The 16,147-nt window shown below is 29.8% G+C and carries 18 protein-coding genes; 4 read left to right on the top strand and 14 right to left on the bottom strand.

The window, feature by feature from the left end; all coding sequences use genetic code 11:
* Window positions 1-3: 3 nt before the first annotated feature.
* From cmoA to CAMP5060_RS01855, 9 genes are read right to left on the bottom strand one after another with little or no spacing between them, the layout of a single operon-like run.
* Window positions 4-708 carry a carboxy-S-adenosyl-L-methionine synthase CmoA gene (gene cmoA / locus CAMP5060_RS01895; RefSeq protein ID WP_337217807.1) on the bottom strand — a complete coding sequence of 235 codons (705 nt, stop codon included), beginning with the start codon at window positions 706-708 and terminating at the stop codon, window positions 4-6.
* Entirely contained in the window at window positions 698-1,549 is an 852-nt protein-coding gene (locus tag CAMP5060_RS01890; RefSeq protein ID WP_337217806.1) for a bifunctional riboflavin kinase/FAD synthetase, read from the bottom strand. The genes cmoA and CAMP5060_RS01890 overlap by 11 nt, the downstream gene beginning before the upstream one ends.
* Window positions 1,515-2,237 carry a 23S rRNA (cytidine-2'-O)-methyltransferase TlyA gene (gene tlyA, locus CAMP5060_RS01885; RefSeq protein WP_337217805.1) on the bottom strand — a complete coding sequence of 241 codons (723 nt, stop codon included), beginning with the start codon at window positions 2,235-2,237 and terminating at the stop codon, window positions 1,515-1,517. Before tlyA ends, CAMP5060_RS01890 begins: the two co-directional genes overlap by 35 nt.
* Window positions 2,227-4,182, bottom strand: a complete 1,956-nt coding sequence (ligA, locus tag CAMP5060_RS01880; RefSeq protein ID WP_337217813.1) for an NAD-dependent DNA ligase LigA — start codon at window positions 4,180-4,182, stop codon at window positions 2,227-2,229. Before ligA ends, tlyA begins: the two co-directional genes overlap by 11 nt.
* A 2-nt stretch (window positions 4,183-4,184) precedes the next feature.
* On the bottom strand, window positions 4,185-5,327 hold the full coding sequence (gene folP, locus CAMP5060_RS01875; RefSeq protein ID WP_337217396.1) for a dihydropteroate synthase: 1,143 nt from the start codon (window positions 5,325-5,327) through the stop codon (window positions 4,185-4,187).
* Window positions 5,314-5,925, bottom strand: a complete 612-nt coding sequence (locus tag CAMP5060_RS01870) for a DNA polymerase III subunit delta' (protein ID WP_337217812.1) — start codon at window positions 5,923-5,925, stop codon at window positions 5,314-5,316. Before CAMP5060_RS01870 ends, folP begins: the two co-directional genes overlap by 14 nt.
* A gap of 41 nt (window positions 5,926-5,966) precedes the next feature.
* Window positions 5,967-6,503 carry a HobA family DNA replication regulator gene (locus tag CAMP5060_RS01865; RefSeq protein ID WP_087699011.1) on the bottom strand — a complete coding sequence of 179 codons (537 nt, stop codon included), beginning with the start codon at window positions 6,501-6,503 and terminating at the stop codon, window positions 5,967-5,969.
* Window positions 6,504-7,706 carry an aspartate kinase gene (locus tag CAMP5060_RS01860; RefSeq protein WP_087699012.1) on the bottom strand — a complete coding sequence of 401 codons (1,203 nt, stop codon included), beginning with the start codon at window positions 7,704-7,706 and terminating at the stop codon, window positions 6,504-6,506.
* The gene (locus CAMP5060_RS01855) at window positions 7,706-8,176 is read right to left on the bottom strand and encodes an RNA pyrophosphohydrolase (protein ID WP_087699013.1); all 471 of its coding nucleotides are present in this window, start codon (window positions 8,174-8,176) and stop codon (window positions 7,706-7,708) included. Before CAMP5060_RS01855 ends, CAMP5060_RS01860 begins: the two co-directional genes overlap by 1 nt.
* 80 nt (window positions 8,177-8,256) lie before the next feature.
* Here CAMP5060_RS01855 and hemW point away from each other — a divergent pair, with 80 nt between their 5' ends.
* Complete coding sequence (gene hemW / locus CAMP5060_RS01850; protein WP_337217804.1) at window positions 8,257-9,306, top strand: radical SAM family heme chaperone HemW; 1,050 nt, start codon at window positions 8,257-8,259, stop codon at window positions 9,304-9,306.
* Here the strand turns inward: hemW and arsB are convergent.
* The 4 genes from arsB to CAMP5060_RS01830 are packed head-to-tail and all read right to left on the bottom strand — an operon-like array spanning window position 9,296 to window position 12,028.
* The gene (gene arsB, locus CAMP5060_RS01845) at window positions 9,296-10,309 is read right to left on the bottom strand and encodes an ACR3 family arsenite efflux transporter (RefSeq protein WP_337217803.1); all 1,014 of its coding nucleotides are present in this window, start codon (window positions 10,307-10,309) and stop codon (window positions 9,296-9,298) included. The two genes, hemW and arsB, sit on opposite strands and share 11 nt — an antisense overlap.
* Window positions 10,310-10,717, bottom strand: coding sequence for an arsenate reductase/protein-tyrosine-phosphatase family protein (locus tag CAMP5060_RS01840; protein ID WP_337217802.1), 408 nt, complete (start codon window positions 10,715-10,717; stop codon window positions 10,310-10,312).
* Window position 10,718: 1 nt separating this feature from the next.
* Window positions 10,719-11,039, bottom strand: coding sequence for an ArsR/SmtB family transcription factor (locus CAMP5060_RS01835; RefSeq protein ID WP_214126265.1), 321 nt, complete (start codon window positions 11,037-11,039; stop codon window positions 10,719-10,721).
* An 8-nt stretch (window positions 11,040-11,047) separates the two neighbouring features.
* A complete protein-coding gene (locus tag CAMP5060_RS01830; RefSeq protein WP_337217801.1) occupies window positions 11,048-12,028 on the bottom strand; it encodes a permease in 981 nt (326 codons plus the stop codon).
* Between the two features lie 149 nt (window positions 12,029-12,177).
* On the opposite strand from CAMP5060_RS01830, the gene tatB reads away from it, so the two are divergent.
* Genes tatB through queA form a run of 3 tightly spaced genes read left to right on the top strand, consistent with a single transcriptional unit; the run spans window position 12,178 to window position 14,328 of the window.
* Window positions 12,178-12,588 carry a Sec-independent protein translocase protein TatB gene (gene tatB, locus CAMP5060_RS01825; protein ID WP_087699019.1) on the top strand — a complete coding sequence of 137 codons (411 nt, stop codon included), beginning with the start codon at window positions 12,178-12,180 and terminating at the stop codon, window positions 12,586-12,588.
* Window positions 12,573-13,313 carry a twin-arginine translocase subunit TatC gene (gene tatC / locus CAMP5060_RS01820; RefSeq protein WP_214126268.1) on the top strand — a complete coding sequence of 247 codons (741 nt, stop codon included), beginning with the start codon at window positions 12,573-12,575 and terminating at the stop codon, window positions 13,311-13,313. Before tatB ends, tatC begins: the two co-directional genes overlap by 16 nt.
* Window positions 13,300-14,328 carry a tRNA preQ1(34) S-adenosylmethionine ribosyltransferase-isomerase QueA gene (queA, locus tag CAMP5060_RS01815; protein ID WP_261530054.1) on the top strand — a complete coding sequence of 343 codons (1,029 nt, stop codon included), beginning with the start codon at window positions 13,300-13,302 and terminating at the stop codon, window positions 14,326-14,328. The genes tatC and queA overlap by 14 nt, the downstream gene beginning before the upstream one ends.
* Here queA and mrdA read toward each other — a convergent pair.
* On the bottom strand, window positions 14,321-16,147 hold the full coding sequence (gene mrdA / locus CAMP5060_RS01810) for a penicillin-binding protein 2 (RefSeq protein WP_214100086.1): 1,827 nt from the start codon (window positions 16,145-16,147) through the stop codon (window positions 14,321-14,323). The two genes, queA and mrdA, sit on opposite strands and share 8 nt — an antisense overlap.

The raw sequence follows: 16,147 nt of genomic DNA, 5'->3' as shown, positions 1-16,147 counted from the left end.
TTATTACTTAAAAGCTACAAAAGTCTCAAAATTTACCCATTTAAAGACACTTTCTACTTTAGAAAATCCTGCCTTTTTAAGCATAGTTATGTTTTCATTTTGAGTATAAGGTATGAGGACATTTTCCAAAGCTTCTCTTTTGCTTGAAATTTCTAACTTGCTATAACCTTGCTCTAGTTTATATTGCTCATAAATTTGTATCATTTTTTTAGCTATTTTGACATCTTCATAAAGAATTTTTTCACTAAGCACAAATATACCATTTTCATTTAGGTTTTGATAGATTTTATCAACTAATTCTTGTCTTTTAGGTGGGCGGATAAACTGTAAAGTATAAGTAGCTATAAAAACATCATTTTTAAAAAACTCAAAATCATCTAAATTTTTTTGATAAAATTCCACTCTAGCTCCAAAAGCTTGGCATTTACTTTTAGCAATCTCTAGCATAGCATTAGCCTCATCAACCCCACTTAAAAGAAAATCTTTTCTTTTTTCATAAAATGCAAGCAACAAACTAGCCGTAGAACAACCAAGATCGCAAATTCTCGCATTTTGCGGTGCAAAATGATCTATGAGTTCAACTATGAGTTTTAAATTTTGCGTATAAAAAGGCACGGACCTTGACACCATATCATCAAAAACACTTGCTACGCTTTTATCAAATTCAAATTGTTTCTCTAAAGGTTTTTTAAAAATTTCATCTTTCATTTAATTTTCCTAAAATTTCTTTTGCTTTGTTAATATCTTTACTAATTTGTGCTTTTAATAAGGCTAAATCGTTAAATTTCTCATTAGCTCTTATATAGTCAATAAAACTTAACTCCACTAACTTTGCTTTTGTGTTTGTGAAATTTTCATCTAAAATATGCGTTTCTAGAGCAAAATTTTCATCAGTAGATCTTATGCCTATAAAACTTACACTATGATAACTTTTATTTTCAATCTTTACCAAAGTCGCATATACACCATCTTTAGGTAAAATAAAGTCTTTTGCATATAAATTTAAAGTTGCAAAAAGCTCTTTAGCACCTATGCCTTGCCCTTTGATGATATTTGCTTGTATAGTATAAAATCTACCTAGAAAATTTTTAGCTTCTTTGACTTTTGCTTCTTTAAGTAAGGTTTTAATCATACTTGTATGAACACTTTTATTTTGAATTTTAAACTCATCTACGATAATAGTGTTTATACCACAAAGACTTTGTATGTCTTTGGCACTGCATTTTCTTTCTTTGCCAAATTTAAAATCATAACCTACGATGATCTTTTCTAGTTTGGGAAATTCTTGCTTTAAAAGCTTTAAAAAATCCTCGCCTTTATAGTCCTTGATTTTATCAAAATCACAAAAAATCAAAGGAAAATCAACTAAAGTTGCTCTAAAATCCTTAGGTGTTAGGGTTTCTTTTTTCTCTTTAGTGATGATAAATAAAGCGCCATTTTCATCTAAATGCTTAAAAAGCTCAAAATGCCCCAAATGCATACCATCAAAACGCCCTATGGCTAAATTTGTGATTTTAGTTTTTTCTATAGGCGTAGAAAAACTCAACATTACCTTCTTTTCCTTTTAAGTGCGACTCTTGACTTACTTGCAAGATCCAACCAAGCTTTGCGCAGGCTTTTTCAAAGCCCTCTTTGGCAGTTTTAATAGCTTTTATATCTTTTACCACTCCGTTTTTATCACGCTTAGCATTTTTACCTACTTCAAATTGAGGTTTAAAAAGCAAGATGATAAGATCTTTAGCAAATTTATCTATATGAAAAATCAAATGTGTTAAAGATATAAAACTCACATCACAAGTGATAACATCATATAAAATTTCACTTTTAAACTCACGCAAATCGGTGTTTTCACAAATTTGAATATTTTCTAAATTTCTTAAGCTTTCATGAAGTTGGTTAGAACCTACATCTAAAGCAGTGATATATTTAGCATTATTTTGGTGTAAAATTTGCACAAAACCCCCAGTCGATGAGCCTATATCTAAACAAATTTTATCTTTTATAGTAAATGCATGCTCTTGTAAAAAATGCTTAAGCTTAAAAGCAGCTCTACTTACAAAAAGCTCTTCTAAAAGCGTGAGTTTTAAACTCTCATCTTCTAAAGGATTTAAAGATGTGATTTTAAAAGAGGTTTTTTTAAACTCACCATTGAGTAAAATTTGCTTGTTTTCTATAAGCTCACAAGCTTTATTGCGAGAAATATTTAACTTTGTGCTTACAAAGACATCATACCTCATCATCACCGCCTAAAAGAGCGTTAAACTCAGCTTCATTGATGCACTTAACTCCTAAACTTTGAGCCTTTTCAAGCTTTGAGCCTGCTTCACTTCCATATAATACAAAGTCAGTTTTCTTAGACACACTTGAACTTACCTTTGCTCCAAAGTTTTCGATTAGTTCTTTAAAATGATCGCGTGATTTGCTTAAAGTGCCTGTGATAACAAAGGTTTTATTAGAAATATTATCATTTATAATAAGCTCTTTTTTCTCATCCTCTAAATGCAAAATTTCATAAAAATGCTTAATGCGATTTGCATTGACATGGGTAAATTCTTCTAAGCTTTTAGCCATTTGTGCGCCAAAACCTTCTAAATTTGCATAAGCTTCATAGCTTTGCATAAACCATTCAAAGCCAAAAGATTGAGCTAGTTTTTTAGCTGCTACTTCGCCAATATGCTCTATACCTAAAGCAGTGATAAACCTTGATAAGGGGCATTTTTTTGCATTTTCAATAGCACTTAGAAGATTGTTAATTTTTTTCTCTTTAAAGCCTTCCAAGCCTTCAAAATCGCTGTATTTTAAGAAAAATATACTTTCTATGTTAGTGATTTTTCCTTCTTTAAATAAAAGCTCGACGATATTTTCTCCAAGGCCGTCTATATTTAAACACTTTTTAGATACAAAATGTATAATGGAATTTACAAGTCTTGCTTTGCAGTCTAAGTTTTGGCATTTTAAAAAAGCACCTTCATCTAAAAGTTCACTTAAACACTCAGGACAAAGAGTTGGCTTAGTGATTTTACTTTCTAAACCATCACGCCTTTGGGTAAAAACTTTAGTGATTTTTGGTATAACATCGCCACTTCTTATCACACTTACGCTATCGCCTATCATCACTCCAAGTCTAGCTATCTCATCAAAATTATGCAAGGTTGCAGACTTTACTACAACCCCATCTAAATTTACAGGCTCTAAAACCGCCACAGGAGTGATCACCCCGCTTCTTCCTACCTGCAAATTCACTCCAAGTAAGGTTGTAGTTTTTTCCAATGCAGGAAATTTAAACGCGGCCATAAATTTTGGAAATTTCACCGTATAACCCAAAAGCTTACAATGAGCTAAATCATCTACCCTTACAACCATACCATCCATCATCATAGGCTTTTGATCTCTTTTTTCTAAAAGCTCGTAGTATTTTTCCAAAACCCCATCTAAAGTTTTCACACAAAAAACAAAATCATCTTTTAAAAAACCAAGACTTCTTACAAACTCCATCACTTCAGAGTGCTTACTAAATTCTAAAGAATTCTCCCCCACTCCCCAAGGATAAAATTTTAAATTTCTTTCTTTTGTAATACTTGTATCAAGCTGTCTTAAAGAGCCACTTGCTGCATTACGTGGGTTTGCAAACAAACTTAAGCCATCTTTAGCTCTTTTTTCATTGATTTTTTCAAAATCTTCTTTTAAAATCACTACCTCGCCACGAATTTCTATCTTGTCTTTATAAGGAATTTTTTGAGGTATGTTTGATATTTCTTTCACATTTAAAGTAATATCCTCACCCACTTCTCCATCACCCCTTGTAGCGCCGCTGATTAAAATACCATTTTCATAAGTAAGATTTAAACTTGCTCCATCAAACTTAGGCTCTATGAAAAAACCAAACTCACATTTAGCTCTTTTTGCCCAAGCTCTAAGTTCAGTTTCATCAAAAACATCTTCCATAGACCACATTTTTGCACTATGTGCAAGTTTGTGAAATTCACTTTGTATAATAGGAGCGATGTTTTGTGTTGGAGAGTCTTTAGAAATCTTTTCTTGATGAAGCGTTTCAAATGCTTTTAACTCTCTTATAAGTTTATCGTATTCTTCATCACTTGCTAAAGGCTCATCATCTTCATAATAAGCCCTCATCCATTCTTTTGCTAATTTTACCTTTTCTAAATACTCTTGATAAGTCATCATTACTCCAAAGAAAGTTCATCCATAGCTTTTGCAAGTTCAAACATTTGCTTATGCTCATACACATCATGTGCTCTTATAATGCTTGCACCATTTTTGAAAGCCTCCAAATGCAAATAAAGCGTACCCGCTAGTCTTTGCTCAACACTTGAGTTAAAATAAGCATTTATCACACTTTTCCTACTAGCTCCGATCAAAAGTTCTTTTTCAAAGCGTAAAAAATGCTCTAAATGTTTGATTAACATCATATTATGCCAAGGACTTTTGCCAAAACCAATGCCAACATCTAAAATCACATCATCTAAACCAAGCTCACCTAGTCTTTCTAGCTTTTGTGCAAAAAAATCATCAAGCTCGGCTAATACATCTTCATAGAAAGGATTATCTTGCATATTTTGTGGGGTATTTTGTATATGCATGAGTGTATAAGTGGCTTTGTATTTTAAAGCTAGTTTGGCTAAATTTTCATTTTTAAAACCGGTGATATCATTAATAAGTTTAAAGCCTTTATTTAAAGCATATTCTAAACAATACTCATCAAAGCTATCTAAACTAAAAATACATTTTTCATAAAGTTTTTCTTTATAGATTAAATCTAGGGTATTTTTTAAGCGTTTAAACTCTTCTTCTTTCCCACAATACACACTACCAGGTCTTGAAGAAACCCCGCCTATATCTATATAATCAGCCCCTTGAGAAATCATGAGTTCGATTTTTTCCAAAACTTCATTTTCTTTAACCCTACTTTGAGCGTTAAAACTATCTTCATTAACATTAATCACACCCATGATTTTTGCATATTTTGGTTTAGCGAAATTAGACTTTAAAAATAGTGCTAAATTTTTAAGCTTAAAATCTTGCAATTTTTCTTTTTCTATAAGCTTTTTAGCTTGATCTTGCGTTACCATAAGCAAGGCATTAGTATGTTCCTTACCTAGTATAACTTCTTTATGTGTTACAAGTTCAGCTCCAACCCTTAGTGCATCTTGTTTAAGTATATTTGCAGCAGGTGCTCTTAATTCTTTGATAAGAAAGAAATGAATTTGAGTTTTTTCACTCATAATTTTCTCACCTGCTTTGTGCGGCTTTATGTATTTAGAAATTTGTTCAAAGTCTGTGTTGGGATTGATTTTAATGATTTTCATTTTTTCTCTCGTGTAAAATTAAAGCTATGGTACTTAGTAAAATAGTTGGCTTTGCATTTAATTTAGCTAATTCATAAGCCTTATAAAAAAATTCAATTTCTTCATCATTTAATTTTATATCTTGTTTAAAACATTCATGACTTAAAGCACTAATTAATTCTAAACACTCATGCTTGTCTATATTTTCATATTGTTTTAACAATGAAGCGATTTGAGCTAGATCTATTTTTTTAAGATCTAAATTTAAAGACATTTTTTCTTTTTGAATTTTATGTTTTTCTACGATAAATCTTGAAAGTATAGTAGGCAAAAAAACATTTTTTGAAGGAGCTACGATGATAAAATACACATTTTTTGGTGGTTCTTCAAAAAGTTTTAATAAAAAATTTTGTGCTTCTTCACGAAAAGATCTAGCTAGTATAACAATGATTTTAGCTTGTGCTTCAGCCATATAGCTTTCTTTCATAATAGCTCTTGCTGTTGCTTGGGCGTTTTTGTCATAGGTTAAGTCATTTAATCTTAATTCTAAGTCAGGATTTTTAGGTATGAAAAATCTAAGATTTTTTTGACCATATTCTTCTGTAAGCTTTTCTTGCATAAACTCAAAATCATTATGAATAATGATTTTATTTTTTAGATTCAAATTTCTACCTTAGAAAAAAGCACAGCCTCTAGGCTTTGCTCAAATACTTTATATAAAGAAATAAGCTTATAGTCTAATTCCTTATCGCGTGAGGAAAGATAAAAGCTATTTTGCAACTGCTCATCAAAAAGCCAAAGCATACTTTCTTCTTTAGAATTAGCAATTTTAAATTTAAAACCTGTATTAGTTCCTATATAAAAAAAAGCATAGCCATTAGGAAAAGAAATACTCAAAAGATCGTTTAGTAAATCTATATCTTCTTGGGTATTGCAAGCCTTATTATAAATTCCTTTTAAAGACACAAAAGGCACTAAAGGTCTTGTGGTGTTAGCATTAATTTGGCTTAAAAAATACTCTTCAAACCAAGCTCTTTGCTCATCAGTAATCACAATAAAAGTATAACCTTGTAAAAGCAAAGCTAATTTAGAAGCTATCAAAGGCGACCATTCAAGACGCCTTTCTTCTAACCAACTTGCATAAGTACCGTTTTCTCGGATTTGCTCTAGGGTAAATTTTAAAAAACTATTACTCATTTATACATCTAGTTTATAAACTTCATGCAATACTCTTACAGCTAATTCGCCGTATTTTTCATGCACGATGACTGAAATTTTAATTTCGCTTGTAGAAATCATTTGTATGTTGATATTTTCATTTGCTAATGCTTTAAAAGCTGCCGAAGCTACTCCAGAGTGTGATTTCATACCCACACCCACAACTGAAACTTTTACCACAGCACTATCTGTTTCTATATTAGCATTAGCACCTAAAACTTTTTTCATAGCATTAGTTGCTAAATCAAGCTCGTTTTCAGGCACAGTAAAGCCCAAATTTGTAGCTCCATCTACACCTACATTTTGGATAATCATATCTACATTGATATTTTCATTTGCTAAAGTTCCAAAAATTTCAGCAGCAATTCCTGGCTTATCATCAATATTTCTTAAAGTAACCCTTGCTTGGTTTTTATCTAGTGCTATACCACTAACCAAAGCTTGTTCCATATTTTCCTCCTTAGTAATAATCGTACCTTCATTTTCATTAAAACTACTTCTAGTAACTAATTTTACATTTAATTTTTTAGCAAGCTCTACAGAGCGATTTTGTAAAACTTTAGCTCCTAAACTTGCAAGCTCTAGCATTTCTTCATAAGAAATTTTATCTAGCTTTTTAGCCTTTGGCTCAATTCTAGGATCAGTGGTATATACCCCATCTACATCAGTGTAAATTTCACACAAATCAGCATTTAAAGCTCCAGCTAGCGCTACCGCACTTAAGTCACTTCCACCACGACCCAAAGTAGTAACATTACCCATTCTATCAATACCTTGAAAGCCAGCAACTACTACAATATACCCCTCATCTAAGGCTTTGTTAATGTTTGTAGTATCAATATGTTCAATTCTTGCTTTAGTATAAACATCATCTGTAATAATCCCTGCATTGCGTCCGGAAAATGCAGTAGCTTTTAAACCCATTTCATTTAATGCAATAGCAAGCAAAGATGAAGTTACGCGCTCGCCACTGCTTAAAAGCATATCCATCTCACGACCCGAAGGATTTTTGCTAAAATGATGAGCAAAATCAATAAGCTCATTAGTCACTCCACTCATTGCTGAAACTACTACAACTAGTTTATCGCAAGTTTTTTTACTTTTTGCCACCCTTTTAGCAACTTCATCAATACGTTCAAGCGTTCCTACGCTCGTTCCTCCATATTTTTGTACGATCAGCATTAAATATACCCCCTTTCTTTAAAATATTTTAAAACCTTGATATATATAGGTTTTTTAAAATGGTTAATCATATCATAAACATCTTCTAATGAAGCAAATTTATATGCATCAAATTCAGGATTTTTGGTGTTTAGATTAATAATAGCTTTATTTTTTAATCTAACTAAAAAATATTTTTGGATTTGACCATCGTAAGGATACATTTTTTGTGCAACCTTAACCGGAAAGTCATAACTAATCCACTCAGGATGTTCAGCTAAAATTTCAATCTCATCTGTACCTATTTCTTCTTTTAACTCTCTAAATAATGCACTTTTAATTTCCTCACCATCATCTATACCACCTTGAGGAAATTGCCATATATCTTCCATATCATTACGTTTAGCAAGTAAAATTTTACTTTCAAAAGGATAAGCTGATGATAATATTATGGCGGCTACATTTGGCCTATATTTTTTTTCTTTTTCCATGATTTTCTTATCCTTGACTTTTAAATAATATAATTCTAACAAAAAAATACGAATTTATAATCACATTTTAAAGAAGTTTTATGCATTTATATATACATATACCATTTTGCGAAAGTAAGTGTTTTTATTGTTCTTTTACCTCGCTTAAAAAAAAGGACTTTGAAAAAGATTATTTAAATGCTTTAATGCAAGATATAAAATATCAACTAGATTTTTTTAAACTTGACAAAAATTCTATAAAAACTATTTTCATAGGTGGTGGTACTCCTAGTTTAATGGGTATTAATTTTTATGAAAAAATTTTTATTTTTTTACAAAGTTATTTACAAAAAAATAATGAAATTAGTATAGAAGCCAACCCCAACTCAAGTAATTTTTCTTGGCTTAAAGAAATAAAAAATTTAGGATTTAATCGCATTTCTTTTGGCGCGCAAAGTTTTCATGAAAAAAAATTACAATTTCTTGGACGTATTCATGATCAAAAAAGTATTTTTACAAGTATAGAAAATGCAAAAAAAGCAGGATTTAATAATATAAATTTAGACTTAATTTATGATACAAAACTTGATGATAAAAAAATGCTTGATTATGAAATTTCTAAACTAACCCTGCTTGATATTAGCCATGTGAGTGCTTATAATCTAACTATAGAAGAAAAAACTAGATTTGCTAAAAAATTTCATTATAAAAAAAACGCTCCGCGCCTTGCAAAGCATTTTATTAAAGCAATTGAAAGCCTTGGCTATAAACAATATGAAATCAGTAATTTTGGACAAATTTGTAAACACAACCTTGCTTACTGGCAAGGAAAAGACTATATAGGCTGTGGCTTAAGTGCAGTAGGATTTTTAAAAAATCAAAGATTTTACACTAAAAAAAGTTTAAAAGATTATATAGCAAATCCTTGTTTTAGAGAGATTGAAAATTTAAATTCAAAAGATTTGCGTTTAGAGCATATTTTTCTAGGACTTAGAAGTATTATAGGGGTGGATGAAATAAAGCTAGAACCTTTAGAAAAAGAAAAGGCAATGTTTCTTAGCAAAAAAGGAAAATTAGTCTATAAAAATGGAATTTTTTATAACACCAACTACCTCTTAAGCGATGAATTAGCTTTGTATATTAGTACTTAAACCTCAAAGCCCATTTAACAAGTAAAATCAAAACAGGCACCTCAATCAATGGACCTATAATAGCAGCAAAAGATTGTAATGAGCTTATACCAAAAGATGCAATGGATATAGCTATAGCAAGTTCGAAATTATTACCACTAGCACTAAAACTAATAGCTGTATTTTTTTCATAGTTTAAACCTAGTTTTTTACTTATAAACCAAGAACTATAAAACATTATCACAAAATATAAAAACAAAGGAATACAAATTTTAAATACATCCAAAGGTAAACTGAAAATATCACTTGATCTATAAGAACACATAATAATGATAGTAAAAAGCAAAGTAATAAGTGTAATAGGACTAATTTTGGGTAAGAATTTTTGATCAAACCATTCTTTGCTTTTTAAACTAATGAAAATAACCCTACTTAAAATCCCTAATAAAAAAGGTAAACCAAGATAAATTGCCACATTTTTCAAAATTTCATCCATTTTTACTTCTAGGTTATTTTGAAAACTCAAGCCAAAAAGAGAAGGAAAAAATTCTAAAAACAAGTACACATAAAAAGCAAAACACAAAATTTGAAAAATAGTATTAATACCCACTAAAGCAGCGGTGTACTCTTTATCAGCCTTAGCTAAATCACTCCAAACTACCACCATAGCTACACAACGAGCTAAACCTATGATGATAATACCTTGCATATAATCAAGATCATTTTTTAAAAATACCCAAGCTAATATAAACATTAAAATAGGACCAAAAATCCAATTTAAAAACAAAGAAAGTATTAAAGCTTTAATAGAGTGAAAAATTTTAAATATTTTTCTATACTCAACCTTAGCCAAAGGTGGATACATCATTAAAACCAAACACACCATAAGCAAAACATTATTTTGATTATAATTAAAACTCTCCCAAAAATTTGTAATATTAGGAAAGATAAACCCAAAAAACAAACCTAAAGCCATGGCTATAAAAATCCACAAAGTCAAAAATCTATCTATAAAACCAAGCATTTAAAGCTCTCCTTGTATAATTTTTTCTAAAAGCTCTTTAAGTTTTAATTCTAAACTTTCCACCACTTTAATAAAATCCTCATCTTCAAAATTACTAGGATCTTCTAAGCCAAAATCAAAATGAAACTTTGCTCCAATATTTGCACAAGCTATCCCACAACCCATTCCTACAACAATATCTAAATCCTTAGGCAAACTATCAAAGCTCTTTACTTTATAAGTACTTATGTCAAGTGCATATTTTTGCTTTAAAATCTTTATAGCCTTAGGATTAATTTCCTTAGAAATATCACTTCCAGCTGAATAAATCTCTAAATTTAAACCAAGTTCTTTACATATTTTCTTACACAAAGCTTCAGCTATTTGAGATCTGCAACTATTATGAATGCAAATAAAAGCTATTTTCATTTTATTCCTTAGGACATTCACAAGAAAACCTTTTAAGTTCAGGAAGCTTTATAGAAAGCTCATTGATGTTTTTTAACACATCATTACAAAAATTATTTAAATGTTCTTTTACCCCATAATACGCCCAAACACCTTGTCTATCTACTTCTAAAAAATTAGCTTCTTTTAAAATTTTTAAGTGCCTTGAAAGCCTTGACTGACTCATATTTAAAGAGCTTTGTAAATCACATACACAAAGTTTTCCATATTTTTGTAAAAAAGCTAAGATTAAAATCCTACTTTCATCATTAATCGCACTTGTTATTTTTAAAAATTCTTGCATAAAAATCCTTATATGAAAAATATTAAAAGTCCAAAACTAATTGCTATAAAAACAATCATACTTGCAAATAAAATCAAAAAGCTTGTTTTAAAAATTCTTTTAAGTAAAATAAGTTCAGGTAAAGAACACCCTGCTCCTGCTATTAAAAAACTCATCATTATACCAAGTGGAATTCCGCTAGTAGTTAAAGCTAGTGCTATAGGTATCATAGCCGTACAATTCATATAAAGTAAAACCCCTATAAAAGCTGCTATAAATATGCCAAATACTCCATAATCTTTCATATAATTTTGGAAAAAATCTTGCGGGAAAAAGCCGTGTATAAAAGCTCCAATACCCATACCTATAACAATATAAGGTAATATTTTTTTATATTCTTTAAAGCTTTGCATAAATAGCATTTTGATTTTATTGTCTTTTGTCTTAGACTTAAATTTCAAAACTTTACCGCTAACTTTAGAATTTTTAACAAAAATAGAACTAGATTTTTGACAATATGAGTTTTGAAAAGTATTATTAGAACAACAACTTGACTTTTGCTCTAAATCATTTTTTAAAAAGTCTTCATTAAAAAATCTTTGAGTGTTTATTTTAGAAACACAAAAAGCAAGAAATAAAATCACGCAAAATAAAAATCCCACATAAAATAAAGAGATTTTTAAGCCAAAACTCACCACAAACATCACTACTATAATAGGATTGATTAAAGGCGAGGTGATTAAATAAGCTATACATACCCCAAGTGGTACTTTAGCTTTTAAAAATGCGTTTAAAAGCGGTATGCTTGAGCATGAGCAAAATGGAGTTAAACAGCCTAAAAGTATGGCTTTTATATAGCTTGTAAAAGAATCTTTCTTTAAATGCTCATTGAAAAATTTAGCATAGCGCTCATTTAAATAAGCAATAAGCATACTAACTAAAACAAATAAAACAGATATTTCTATGAATAAAATCAAAAAATCTTTTAAAATAAAAACTAATTTTTCCATGCTTTTCCTTTTTATTTTTAATTCATTATAACAAAAATATATCAATATATCAAGATATCTTTATATATTGATATAATAAAAGTAATAATATTTTTAAGTATTTTTATGTAAAATGTAGACCATATATTCAAGCGAAAGAAGACAAAATAATGAGTTTTGGTGAAATTTTAGTTATTTTAGTTGTAGCTATTTTAGTGCTTGGGCCTGAAAAATTACCTTCAACCATAGTTGAAATTGCAAAAATTTTAAAAGCCATTAAAAGCAATATTGATGAAGCAAAAGCAAGTATTAATAAAGAACTAAAAATAGCAGAATTAAAAGATGAAGCACAAAAATACAAAGATGAATTTTCACAAACTAATGAAAATATCAGAAAAAAACTAAGTTTTGAAGAATTTGATCAACTCAAAGAAGATATTTTAAATAATACCAAAGAATTAAAAAGTGAAATTAATGATTTAGAAAAAGATATACAAGAACTTTCTAATCTTGAAGAAAAAATTCAAAAAGATGAAAAAAATACTCAGAAAATGGAAAGCCAAGAATGTTTGAAGAATTAAAACCGCATTTAGTAGAACTTAGAAAAAGATTATTTATAAGTGTTGCTTGTGTTGTTGTGATGTTTTTTGTATGTTTTAGTTTTAATAGTTATATCATAGACATACTAAAAGCGCCTGTTGAAGCAGCCTTACCTGAAATTTCAAGACAAATGACCTTCGTTGAGTTACAAGAGCCTTTATTTACTGCGATGAAAGTTTCATTTTTTACAGCTTTTTTGATTTCTTTACCGGTTATTTTTTGGCAGTTTTGGAAGTTTGTAGCACCTGGACTTTATGATAATGAAAAAAGATTAGTAGTGCCTTTTGTAAGCTTTGCTAGTATTATGTTTGCACTTGGTGCTTTGTTTTGTTATTACATAGTTATACCTTTGGCTTTTAAATTTTTGATTGATTTTGGGGTGCAAACTCAAGATTTTAAACCTTTAATTAGTATAGGTTTATATGTAGGTTTTTTTACTAAATTAGTAATTGCTTTTGGTTTGGCTTTTGAGATGCCTGTAATAACATTTTTCTTTGCTAAACTTGGACTTGTTGATGATACTTTTTTAAAAAAACATTTTAGGGTTTCTGTTTTAGTGATTTTTGTTTTCTCGGCTATGATGACACCACCTGATGTTATATCACAATTTTTAATGGCCGTTCCTTTGTGTGGACTTTATGGGATTTCTATTTATATAGCTAAAAAAGTTAATCCTAGTCAAAAAGAAGATGATGAAAATGATTGATAAAGATCTTTTACTTTCTAGTTATGATTATGATTTACCTAATGAACTTATAGCAAATTTTCCTATTTTACCCAAAGAAAATGCTAAGCTTTTAGTTTATGAAAGATGTAAAGATCAAATTTCACATTTACATTTTAAGGACTTGGCTAAAATTTTACCACCTTGTGAAATCATCTTTAACGATACTAAAGTAATAAAAGCAAGAATTTATGGGAATAAAGAAAGTGGTAGTAAAATAGAACTTTTTATCAACCACCCTTTAAAAAACAATGATTTTTTAGTGCAAATTCGCGGTAAGGTTAAAGAAGGACAAATTTTATATTTTGAAAATTCTTTAAAAACTAAAATCAAAAAATTACACGATGATGGTACAAGAGAAGTGGAATTTTTTAATGATGATAAAAAACTTAATCATCATGAAGTTTTTGAAATTTTAGAAAAAATAGGCCATATACCTTTACCACCTTATATTAAAAGAGCAGATGAAGCACAAGATAGCATTAATTATCAAAGTATTTTTGCTAAAAACCAAGGTGCAGTTGCCGCACCTACTGCAAGCTTACACTTTGATGAAGCGATGATTGATGAACTTAAAATAAATCACAATATCCATACTATCACACTACATGTTGGCGCAGGAACTTTTAAAGGTGTAGAATGTGAAGATATACGTGAGCATAAAATGCATTCAGAATTTTTTCATATTAATGATGAAGTTTGTGCTTTGATTAATTCTTCTAAGAAAATACTAGGTGTTGGCACTACCGTTACTCGTTGCATAGAGTATTATCATAGAAAAAAATTAAAAGAAGGTTTTTGTGATTTGTTTTTACACCCACAAAACACTCCACAAAGACTTGATTATTTACTTACTAATTTTCACTTACCAAAATCGACTTTAATTATGCTTGTAGCAGCATTTATAGGTAGAGAAAAAACCTTAGATCTTTACCATAAAGCCATAGAAAACAACTATCGTTTTTACTCATATGGTGATGGAATGCTAATTATTTAGTCTTTCTCTTAATATATTTTTTATCAATATAACCCAAATCTATAAGTTTTTGATAAATTTTAGCAAGTATAGGTCCTCCTGTGCTACTACCACTTTTTCCATGTTCGATTAAAACCACTACTACATACTGCGGTTTTTCATAAGGCGCATAAGAAGTAATCCAAGCATGAGATCTTAAAAAATACTCTAAATCCTCTTCTTTAATACGCTTTTTTTCACTTTGGGAAATTCCAACTACTTGAGCTGTTCCTGTCTTAGCTGCTATAGTAATAGGAGAATTTCTTAAAAATCTTGCCGTAGTTCCACCATCAACATTGGCCACCTCATACATCGCACGCCTTAAAAGTGGGAGTTTTGATAATTCAAAAGTCGTAAAAACACTTTCATTATTGTCAAAATTTACCTTAGTAACATTATCATCAACACTATGTAAAAAATGCGGTGTGATATTTTTAGCTGTAGCAATCATAGCTGTAAATTTAGCCACTTGCATAGGAGTAGCAAGAAAATCACCTTGTCCTATGCTTGTATTTAAAGTTTCACCTTGATACCATGGTTGGTTGTATTTTTCCTTTTTCCATATTCTATTAGGTACTGTTCCTATAAATTCATTAGGTAAATCCACTCCTGTTTTTGTACCAAAACCTATTCTTTCAAAAACAGAACTAATGGTATCAATACCTACCTCTAAAGCGCCTTTATAAAAATATACATCACAACTTTCCCTAATAGCATCATTCATATTTACATAACCATGACCTATAGCTTTCCAACATCTAAATTTTCTACCACCAAGCTCAAAATTAGAATCACATAAATATTTGTGATTTTCATTTACTTTACCACTATCTAAAAAAGCTAAAGCTGTACCCATTTTCACAACTGAACCTGGAGGATAAAGACCATTAATAAGTTTATTAGTAAAAGGATGATTTAAATCATTAGAAAGTTTATCCCATTCTTCTTGGCTAATACCTGTAACAAAAGGATTAAGATTATACTCAGGAAAACTACCCGCTGCTAAAATAGCTCCACTTTTTACATCCATTATTATAGCCGCACCTGCTAAATTTTCAAAAATACTAGCTAAGTATTCTTGTAAATCAAGATCTATGCTTAAAGTGATATTGCTTGAAGTAGGTTTTTTATAAGAAAGTTCTTCTATTTCTTTATTTAACGCATTTACCTTGCTAACTTTTTCACCTTTTTGACCTTGCAAAATTTCATTATACGAACGCTCTATTCCACTACGTCCTACATAGCTAGTTAATCTTGCAATTTCATTTTCATTCATATCGTTTAAATTTGCTTTTCCAACATAACCTATAACATGACTAGCTAAAGCATCATAAGGATAAAATCTTTGAGTAGTAGATTTAACTTGCATATTTTCACGCAAATTAAGTTTAGTAAAATGCTTAATCATCGCATCATATTCTATAAATGGCACCACTTCTATATAATCTTGATTGTAATAAGAATCAGCTTTTATATAATTTCGTTTTAATTTGGTTATATTTAAATCAGGAAAAGCTTCTACTATGGCTTGCAATTCTTGCTCTAAAAGATTTCTATTTTTCTTTTTTATATGCAAATATGGCTTTATAGAGATTGAAAAACCTAATTTATTTACCGCTAAGGGTCTGCCTTTAACATCTAAAATTTGCCCTCTTACAGGCGCTAAAAATTGTGTTTTAATGGCATTTTGCTTGGCTATTTCTTCATAATAAACATTAGATTTTATACTTATATAATACACTCTAGCAAGTAAAAGCATAAAAAAGCAAGCTATAAAACCCATTACTAAACGCATACGCAT

The sequence above is a fragment of the Campylobacter sp. 1569 genome (assembly GCF_024723675.1).
Classification (GTDB): domain Bacteria; phylum Campylobacterota; class Campylobacteria; order Campylobacterales; family Campylobacteraceae; genus Campylobacter_D; species Campylobacter_D jejuni_C.
This window is presented reverse-complemented; position numbering and strand designations above follow the sequence as displayed.